Origin of the sequence: Bacillus sp. 522_BSPC (assembly GCF_001076885.1) — a bacterium.
Lineage (GTDB): Bacteria > Bacillota > Bacilli > Bacillales > Cytobacillaceae > Niallia > Niallia hominis.
In genome coordinates, this window is sequence record NZ_JVDT01000179.1 from 1 (window position 1) to 9,893 (window position 9,893).

Here is a 9,893-nt window from a genome sequence, read left to right on the forward strand (position 1 = left end):
CCCCGGTGAGTCGTGCGGTAAGCCTCGGAAAACAAAAACCTACATTAAGTTAGAATGGTTTGATAACTACCGATTCACCAGGTAATTCACTTTTTCAGTACCCTCCTCGCATGCGCTGCGGGGTCTAAAGCGTCTCTATTTCCCGCAGGAGTCGAGCGTCCTCCGCTCCATTTCACTTCGTGTTTATTATTAGTTGAAATGCTTATGTTCCAGCCACTTATTTACTACATCCCTTTTGCGACAAGTGCCGCATTAACACCTGCTAGTCTGCCAGTCACAAACGCAGAAGTAATATTATATCCTCCAGTGTAACCATGAATATCTAGTATTTCACCACAGAAGAACAAGCCTTCCATCAATTTTGATTCCATTGTTTTAGGCACTATCTCCTTAATAGAAACACCACCACCTGTGACAAACGCCTTTTCTAACGGTAAGGTTCCATTTACATCAAAGGTAAAGGATTTACATAAACGAATAAACTGTCTAATTTTATCTTGGGAAACCGTTGCACATGTAGCTGTTGGGTCGATATTTGCTAATGCCAGTAAAAACAGTAGATATCGTTCTATTAACATACCCTTTAACGTATTTTTAATCGCTTTTTTTGGTTCATTTTTAAGTAAAGTCATTGTGTCTTGAAATAGTTTTTCTTCTTTTATTGCAGGGAAAGAGTCAATGGACACTTTTACTTCTTCTAAATTCCATTTTTTCTTTGCTTTTACAACAAATTGGCTGCAGCGTAATACAGCAGGTCCACTTATTCCAAAATGAGTAAAAATCATATCCATCTGGTGGGTTATTATTGGTTTTCCTTTTGGGTTGAGAACACTTAATCCTACATTTCTTAAGGAAACCCCTTGTAAGTCTTTATTCTGAATAAATGCTTCTTTTGAGGTAACTGGAACCTCTGTTGGAAATAAGTCGGTTATAGTATGGCCTGCTTTTTTTGCCCATGCATAGCCATCTCCTGTAGAACCAGTATGTGGAACCGATTTTCCTCCTACCGCAATGATAAGTGATTTACATGTTTTGGCTTCACCATTTTCTAAAATCACTGTCTTTGTATGATTTTCATGATAATTAACTGTCTTAACAGGGGAGTTTATTTGAATAGTTACATCTAATCTATCTAACTCGCCCAATAATGCATCTACAACGGATTGTGCTTTATTGGAAATTGGGAACATTCTTCCATGGTCTTCTTCCTTTAATGCGATTCCAAGGTTTTCGAAGAATGCGATAATATCTTCATTATTAAATTCGGAAAAACCACTATAGAGAAAACGTCCATTACCTGGGATATGTTTAATGATTTCCTCAATTGGCAGCCTATTTGTAACATTACAGCGGCCACCTCCAGAAATTGCTAGCTTTCTGCCAAGTTTATTGCCTTTATCAATTAGCAATACCTTTGCCTTTTGCTCTGCTGCACCAATGGCAGCCATTAATCCTGATGGGCCTCCCCCAATCACGATTACATCATATTGCATACTACATCCTACTTTCCTGGAGTATTTTTCATTTTAATAGTACATTATTTAGCTCGTTTTATCGATTTGTATCATTCATCAAAAAGAAAGCTGTTAGTAGATACTTGCCTTTTTTAAAAGTAGCGTTTCTTTTTAAGAAAGGGTAAACTACTAATAGTGTGTAAAAAAATGTTCATATTTACTTTGTATCGTATATATTTTATCGATTGTTTTCGTGGTAAAATACTTATTTATGTAACGTTAAAGAGAGCTTCGTTTAAGGAAGGGATTATATGTCGTCAAAATTGCTTAAAGGCACATTTATTTTAACACTTGGGACAATTATATCCAAAGCGTTAGGATTATTTTATGTTATACCATTTAATATGATTGTTGGAAAACAAGGAACCGTCTTATATCAATATTCTTATGTAGCTTATACTATTGTAATAAGTATTGCAACAGCTGGTATTCCTTTAGCTGTAAGTAAATTTATCTCGAAATATAATGCAATGGGAGAATACGAAGTAGGGAGGAAGCTATTTAAGTCAGGGTTAATGATTATGCTAGTAAGTGGAATTCTCTCCTTTATCGCTTTATATGCAGCTGCTCCTTTTTTAGCCGGACTTATTATATCAGATGAGGATTTAACTTCAACTGTAGGTCAGGTAACAACAGTTATTCGTGCAGTAAGTTTTGCGTTAATCGTCGTTCCCTTTATGAGTTTAATTAGGGGCTTTTTTCAGGGACATGATGCAATGTTTCCATCGGCTGTTTCACAAGTAATAGAGCAAATTGTCCGGATAGTTTTTTTGCTTGGTGGGTCTGCAATCGTTATATTTGTATTAAATGGAGAGTTGATTACTGCTGTCAGTATATCTGTTTTTGCAGCATTCGTTGGAGCAATTGGCGGACTAGCTGTGCTTCTATTATATTGGAGAAAAAGTAAAGAGGAGTATGATAGCCTATTACTGTATGATAAAGGCATGCAAACAGATATTCGTTTACGCTCTATGTATAAAGAAATTCTTTTATCTGCTGCTCCATTTGTCTTTGTGGGAGTGGCTAATCCATTGTTTCAAGCAGTTGATACTATTACCTTTAACCATGCAATGAGTAGTATTGGGCTTGGTTCCATTTCTGAAACCGCCTTAAATATATTTAATTATCAAACACATAAAATTATTATTATCCCAGTATCGCTTGCAACTGGGTTCTCAATGGCATTAATTCCAATGATTACAAGAGCTTTTGTAAAAGAAGACCATTCAGATTTAACAACAAATCTAAATCAGACTTTCCAAGTACTATTATTTCTTACTTTACCGGCATGTATTGGATTGTCCGTATTAGCTGAACCTGTTTATCGATTATTTTATGGAACAGAAGATATTATGTTGGGAGCAGAAGTATTAAAATTATATGCGCCTGTAGCCATTTTATTTTCCCTTTATCCAGTAACAGCTTCAATCTTACAGGGGTTAAATGAGCAACGTTTTACTATCTTAAGTTTATTGGTAGGCATTTTGATTAAACTAAGTTTGAATATCCCGTTTATTGAAAGATGGGAAACAAACGGTGCAATACTTGCCACTACATTAGGATATACTGTATCTATCCTGATTAATTTAGGGGTAATAAAAGCATACGCGCAATATTCATTTAAGATAGTTATTCGAAGAAGCATTCTCATTTTGGGATTTTCGGTTATTATGTATATTGTTACAACGAATGTATATAAAATACTCCAGTTATTTTTATCTACAGAGTCGGTATTTGCTTCCCTTTTAATGGTAGTAATTGTAGCTGCCTTTGGGGTTCTTATATATGTTTATCTAGCTTACCGTTCTAAATTGATTTATCGCATATTTGGTAATCAAGCAGTTAGAATAAAACAAAAACTAAGACTTCCTTTTTAATATAGTAGGAACTTAGCTTTTAAATAAAATAATAAGCAAGAAATAATAGATAGAGGTTGAGTTTAGATGCGAATTGACAAAATGCTCGCTAATTTGGGCTATGGGAGTAGAAAAGAAGTGAAAATGCTCCTGAAAAATAAGGCAGTGAAAGTAAATGATGAGATCATTAAAGATGCAAAGTACCAAGTAGACCCAGAAAAAGATGAAGTATTCTTATATAACGAATTGATTGAGTATAAGGAGTTTATCTATTTAATGATGAATAAACCTCCAGGGCTAATATCTGCAACAGAGGATTCGAGGGAAGAAACGGTCATAGACATTCTCCAAATAGAGGACTCTGTATATAATCCGTTTCCTGTTGGAAGGTTGGATAAGGATACAGAAGGATTGCTTCTGCTAACAAATGATGGGAAATTGGCCCATCGATTGCTGTCTCCGAAAAAGCATGTCCCGAAAACCTATTTTGCCGTTATAAGAGGAGAAGTGGGAGAAGCAGATATAGAGGCATTTAAAAAAGGAGTTGTCTTAGACGATGGATATCTTACAAAACCAGGGCATCTCGTTCTATTAAAATCTGGAGACACTTCTGATATCGAACTGACTATTTCAGAAGGGAAATTTCATCAAGTTAAAAGAATGTTTGAGAGTGTTGGAAAAAAGGTCATTTACCTAAAAAGGATTTCGATGGGACCACTAGAACTTGACGAGACTCTAGAGCTAGGGGAATATCGGGAGTTAACAGAAGAAGAAATAGAGCTATTGCAAAATTATCAAGTAGATAATTAATAATAATTTGTGAAAATCACAAATGGAGAAATTCTTATCGATTGAGCAATAGCAGATTTAAGCCAAACAGCAAACAATACGAAAATATGCAGCAAAAACCTCACTTTGACAGCAGGAATAGCAATAGCTTTCCTAGCAACTCATTGTGAGGTTTGCTTTATTATACAAGTTTAAATCTCGGTTGTTTCATTTTTTAGGATGTCATTTTCACTTTTTTTCTAGTTGTTGTCCATTTTCCACGACTTGGACTTTGCACCAAGTCATTATAAGCTAACACATTCAAATCTCTTTGAATCGTTCGCGGAGTAATACCAAATTCCTCCACTAGCTCTTGTGTTGTGACAGTTCCACGCTTACTAATAAACATGTAGACGGATTTGATACGGTTTAACATCCGGTTAGTTGAAGGTTTCAATAAACCACTCCCTATCCTTTTTTCAAACCTTTGGCAAATTCCAGCGACCGACAGCTTATTTGAAGAATATTTTCTTCAAGCGTATGTAATTTTCTTTTCCACAGACAACCCCTTTTCAAATGGCTAAATAGTGACAAATTCAATAGAATGAATTTCTATATAAATATTGTACCCCTATTTACTAATATATTCTACATTATTTGCGTTAATTTACAAAATATTTGCTTTTTTATGTCTATATTTACCACCCCCTGTAGGGTTTCCTTACATTCATCATATGGGATATATAATTATGATATGAATAAAAATTCAAAAAGTTTTTAATTAAATTTTATTTCCCGAATTTTTTATTAGTTAAACATTTTTTTGATAATGTTTTCTAAAAAAAGATTTCTCTATGAACTATGGCAAAAACATTGCGGGCAAGGCTAAGGGATCCACGTAAATCACTAGTGGGTTTTCCCCTGTCTCGCTCGCCTTGCTCCTAATTTAAAGTTTCTTCCATTTTTTTAAAATCCTCTATCATTTTGCGATGGCTGCCGACCATGTTTTGTGGTAATTTGTGTAATGGGAAAAATCGAAGGCTGAATGCTTCTTCCTGGTCATTCTCGAGTATTCCTTCATATTTAGATGTATAATAGGCGGTTGTTACAGTGTAGAAAGGATCGCCGTTTGCTGCAATCGCAAAGTAGTCTTTTCCGGAATAAACAGATAATAACTGTAGATTTTTTACTTGAAGTCCTGTTTCTTCGAATATTTCGCGTTTTGCTGTATCCTCTGTACTTTCTCCTAATTCCATAAGGCCACCTGGTAATCCCCAAACATTTTTTGGGTGTTTTCTTTCTTGTAATAGAATATTATTTTCCTTGTCTAACAGAATTACTACTGCTCCCACAAGAATGATAGGCATTTTGCCAACTAGCTTTCTTACATCTTCAACATATCCCATTTAAAATACATTCCTTCCATATGGTAGATAAAAATATAGTGTAGCTTTGTTTTCGATAAAATGTATACTATACTTAATGATAATTTAGTGAAATATGAATTTAAAGGTTTTATTTCTCATATAAAGCGTTTTATGATATGTTTTTCCTATACTATATTTAAAAACTTCCAAGGAGGAAACCATGAATTCAATTGATTGGTTAAATGAAGTACATAATCGTAAAGACAGCTTTATTAATGATTTACAAGGACTTTTGCAAATTAAAAGTGTATTGGACGAAGAGAATGCAACAGATGATGCACCTTTTGGCCAAGGAGTGAAAGAGGCATTAAGCTATATGCTAACGATTGGAGAAAAGGGTGGTTTCGTCAGTAAGAATGTTCAAAACGTTGCTGGACATTTACTATTTGGGGAGGGTACGGAAAGTGTCGGTATTCTTTGCCATGTAGATGTTGTTCCAGAGGGGGATGGATGGACAAGCGATCCATATAAGGCAGAGATTCGTGATGGGAAGATTTATGCAAGAGGGGCTTTAGATGATAAAGGTCCAACAATGGCTGCCTATTATGCAATGAAAATTGTGAAAGAATTGCATCTCCCTTTGTCAAAAGAAGTTAGAATGATTATTGGAACAGATGAAGAGAGTGATTGGCGATGTGTGGATACTTATTTCCAGCACGAAAGTATGCCTACGATTGGATTTGCTCCAGATGCTGATTTTCCAATTATTTTTGCAGAAAAAGGCATTGCTGATTTTGATATCGTTCAGAAAATTTCAAAAACATCAAATGATACAGGAGAAGTTAAAATTATAAGCTTTGCATCAGGCAGAAGATATAATATGGTCCCAGATTTTGCCCAAGCAGTGTTGGAAGTGAAAGAAGGTGAACAAACTGAGGTCATTCAGCGTTATAAGAATTATTTAAAGCTAGAGAATGTACCTGGGCGCTATTTGGTTGATAATGGCGATTTAGTATTAGAATTAGAAGGTGTGTCAGCACATGGATTAGAGCCTAATAATGGGGTGAATGCAGGTCTGAAACTTGCTAACTTTCTTGTGGAATTAGAATTGGATGAAAAGGCTGCTCATTATTTTCAATTTGTGCGAAACTTCTTTGTGAATGATTCTAGAGGAAAAAAACTTGGCATTGATTATGAGGATGAAATTACAGGCGAACTTACCTTAAATGCTGGTATTTTGGAATATCATTTAGAAAAGGGTGGAAAAATTGGTCAAACAGTACGCTATCCTGTTACAAATGATATGGATAAGACGAAAGAGAAGCTTGCGAAATTACTAACAGAACATGATTTTAGCCTAGAGAATTTCACAGATTCTAAACCACATCACGTGGAAAAGAACTCAGAATTAATTCAAACATTGAGCAGAGTCTATGAGGAGCAAACAGGAGAAAAAGCTAAGTTATTATCCATAGGTGGAGGCACATATGCTAGGTCGCTAGAAAAAGGGGTTGCATTTGGACCACTATTTCCTGGAAGAGAAGATATTGCTCATAAAAAAGATGAATATATGTATATTGAGGATTTAATGAAAGCAACAGCAATTTATGCACAGGCTATCTATGAATTAGCGAAATAAAGATATAATCCAAAGGAGAAGAGAAAATGAGTACGGTGTTAATGAATGGGGAGTTTATACCAAGAGAAGAAGCAAAAGTAGATATAGAAGACAGAGGATATCAGTTTGGCGATGGAATTTACGAAGTAATCCGTGTGTACAATGGTAAAATGTTTATGGCGAAAGAACATCTTGAGCGTTTATCTGCAAGTAGCGAGAAAATAGGCATAGCTATTTCTTATTCCATCTCAGAATTAACCAATTTATTAGAAACGTTAATTTCGAAAAATTCATTAAGCACCGGTATCCTTTATATGCAATTCACTAGAGGAATAAGTCCGAGAAACCATGGCTTTCCAACAGATGATGTTACTCCAACATTTATAGCTTATACAAAAATAATGCAAAGACCATTAGATAATCTAGAAAATGGTGTGTCTGTCATTACTGTAGAAGATATTAGATGGTCAAGATGTGATATTAAAAGTTTAAATTTACTTGGAAATGTAATGGCAAAACAAAAAGCAGTAGAGGCAAGCTGCTATGAAAGCATTCAGTATAGAGAATTATCTGTAACAGAAGGTAGTTCTTCTAATATTTGGATTGTGAATGGGGAAAAGGTACAAACTCATGAGGCAAATCAATTCATTTTAAATGGAATTACCAGACAAAAAATTATTCAATTATGTAATGAAAATGGAATGGAACTAGAGGAAAAAGCATTTTCAATTGAAGACTTAATTGATGCAGATGAAGTTTTCTTATCCAGTACAACTTCTGAAGTAACACCAATTACTTCTGTCAATAATGTTCCCGTAAAAGAAGGGAAAGTAGGAGAAGTAACGAAAAAGTTACAAGGGTTGTTTATTGATGCAATCATCGCAGAATGCGGACAGTTAGCAAATTAATTTAAGGGAAAAACGCAAAATGGGGTTGTTTCAAACTAGTTATGGTCAATAGCTGGACTTGAGACAGCTCCTTTTCTTTTTTCAAAAGAAAATAGGGTATAGTAATTTATATGGATTTTCTAAAACATAGGTACAGATACGGTTAAAATTGATTCATTAGGTTATATAATAGAAATATAGTTAGAGATTAAGCTAATCATCGATACTGCATTAAAAAAAGGTTAAAGGAAAAAGGATATGAATACAAAACCACATTATTTTCTAGGAGTTAAGCCAGATAGTCCTGTTATAAGCAAATTAGAAAAGATTAGGAAAGAGCTACAGTTAAGGTTCCCTTTTAAAAAGTGGGTACATCCTTTCGATTACCATATTACCCTTGCGTTTTTAGGGAGTGCTAATGATGATAAAAGGGAAATGTTACAAAATCTTTTAGAAGAATCATTTTTAGCTAGTAACCAATTTAAGCTACATATTGATCATTTAGGTGTTTTTGGTCAACCCAAAAGCCCTAGGATATTTTGGGCTGGGGTAAAAGAGGAGAAGAAACTATTTGATCTTAGAAATCAAGTCTTTCATATTTGTAGTCAGGCTGGTTTTCAGTTGGAAACTAGGCCGTTTCATCCACATCTAACGTTAGCAAGAAAATGGGATTCCGAAACTATATTTTCGGAGCAATTGCTAAAAGGATCCCTTTTCCCAAACGATTTGATTTTTGATATGGACAGTATCCACCTATTTCAGACACATATGGAGAAAATACCTAAATATGAAATAATAAAAAGTTATTGCTTTAATGACCAATAGAAACATTGTAATTTAGGGGGAAAAAGCTTGGCGCAGTTAATAAAGTTGCAAGATTATGTGTCGCGTTATGAGCAAAACATTGTCTTGTATCCATCACGTTTTGTTCGGTTGAAGAAACAAAAGTGGCTCGGATTAAAAAGAGCATTTGAAACAAAGGATAGAAGTCTATTTTACCCGGAGAGTCCAATAGAAGAAGACTGGATAGTGGATAAACCTTCTTTTTTAGAACGATTTAAGAAATCAATTTGGCAGCAAAATAATTTTGAAGAAGTAGAATTGGAAAATGAAAGCGAAATAGTCAAAACGGAAGAAGATGATTTGAGTTTTGAGTACGATGCAAAACAATATAGCCGTCCACAAACTGTTGAGGAATTAAAACAGCAATTCCTAAATCAATTATTTGAATTTCAGCTGAAATGGGCCAGTTCAACGCTCACGGAAAAGTCTAACGTGAAAAAGACGCTTTATTATGATGAATTATTAAAGTACTACTTACAAAGATTTCCGGATACTTTCTTGGTACTTTATCAACCATTATTTCAACTGAAAAATGCTCCTGTTGAATTGGACACGATTATGATTACCCCAACTGATGTCTGGTGCATTCATGTGTTAGAAGCAGAGAATTCAGCAGTATATGTTGGTTCGAATGATAAATTTTGGGTCAAAAAAAAGGGGGATAAAGAGCAAAAGATTCTTAGCCCTGTCATATCTATAAATAGAACAGAAAAAATAGTGAAAAGTATTTTAGATAAATATGATATTACATTACCTGTTCAAAAGGTAATTCTTACTCGAAATGGATATATTGATTTTCCATCCGTGCCATATGATTTAAAAATTGTGGAAAAAAGAAATTATGAAGAGTGGTTTCAAAAAATGAGAAGTCATCATTCGCCAATTAAGGCTATTCAATTAAAAGCAGCAGAGAGCTTATTACAATATGGTTTGACGAACTCGAAAAGAAGGTATGAATGGGATACAGAAGAATCATAAAAAAAGGGGAAGAGTAGAAGGAGGGCACTGAAAAAGTCTAGTTCTCCAAATTAAATGAGGTT

At 34.6% G+C, this 9,893-nt stretch carries 9 protein-coding genes; 6 read left to right on the top strand and 3 right to left on the bottom strand.

Annotated features, from left to right (window positions below):
* Positions 1–224: 224 nt before the first annotated feature.
* Positions 225–1,493, bottom strand: a complete 1,269-nt coding sequence (locus ADJ83_RS15160; protein ID WP_031540495.1) for an NAD(P)/FAD-dependent oxidoreductase — start codon at positions 1,491–1,493, stop codon at positions 225–227.
* A gap of 272 nt (positions 1,494–1,765) precedes the next feature.
* Between ADJ83_RS15160 and ADJ83_RS15165 the strand changes: the two genes are divergently transcribed.
* Together ADJ83_RS15165 and ADJ83_RS15170 are read left to right on the top strand one after the other, a co-directional pair.
* Positions 1,766–3,391 (top strand): putative polysaccharide biosynthesis protein, encoded by a 1,626-nt coding sequence (locus ADJ83_RS15165; protein WP_031540496.1) that lies wholly within the window; start codon positions 1,766–1,768, stop codon positions 3,389–3,391.
* Positions 3,392–3,457: 66 nt separating this feature from the next.
* Entirely contained in the window at positions 3,458–4,180 is a 723-nt protein-coding gene (locus ADJ83_RS15170) for a pseudouridine synthase (RefSeq protein WP_031540497.1), read from the top strand.
* A gap of 193 nt (positions 4,181–4,373) precedes the next feature.
* Here ADJ83_RS15170 and ADJ83_RS15175 read toward each other — a convergent pair whose 3' ends face one another.
* Together ADJ83_RS15175 and ADJ83_RS15180 are read right to left on the bottom strand one after the other, a co-directional pair.
* Positions 4,374–4,595: a DeoR family transcriptional regulator gene (locus ADJ83_RS15175; RefSeq protein WP_016202849.1), complete on the bottom strand. Its 222-nt coding sequence runs from the start codon at positions 4,593–4,595 to the stop codon at positions 4,374–4,376.
* A 484-nt stretch (positions 4,596–5,079) separates the two neighbouring features.
* A complete protein-coding gene (locus ADJ83_RS15180) occupies positions 5,080–5,544 on the bottom strand; it encodes an NUDIX hydrolase (protein WP_031540498.1) in 465 nt (154 codons plus the stop codon).
* Positions 5,545–5,725: 181 nt separating this feature from the next.
* Here ADJ83_RS15180 and pepV point away from each other — a divergent pair, with 181 nt between their 5' ends.
* From pepV to ADJ83_RS15200, 4 genes are all read left to right on the top strand, one after another.
* On the top strand, positions 5,726–7,144 hold the full coding sequence (gene pepV, locus ADJ83_RS15185) for a dipeptidase PepV (RefSeq protein ID WP_031540499.1): 1,419 nt from the start codon (positions 5,726–5,728) through the stop codon (positions 7,142–7,144).
* A gap of 26 nt (positions 7,145–7,170) precedes the next feature.
* Positions 7,171–8,031, top strand: a complete 861-nt coding sequence (gene dat / locus ADJ83_RS15190; RefSeq protein ID WP_031540500.1) for a D-amino-acid transaminase — start codon at positions 7,171–7,173, stop codon at positions 8,029–8,031.
* Between the two features lie 237 nt (positions 8,032–8,268).
* Complete coding sequence (gene thpR / locus ADJ83_RS15195; protein WP_031540501.1) at positions 8,269–8,835, top strand: RNA 2',3'-cyclic phosphodiesterase; 567 nt, start codon at positions 8,269–8,271, stop codon at positions 8,833–8,835.
* A gap of 27 nt (positions 8,836–8,862) precedes the next feature.
* Positions 8,863–9,831: a nuclease-related domain-containing protein gene (locus ADJ83_RS15200; protein WP_031540502.1), complete on the top strand. Its 969-nt coding sequence runs from the start codon at positions 8,863–8,865 to the stop codon at positions 9,829–9,831.
* The last annotated feature ends 62 nt before the right edge of the window (positions 9,832–9,893 follow it).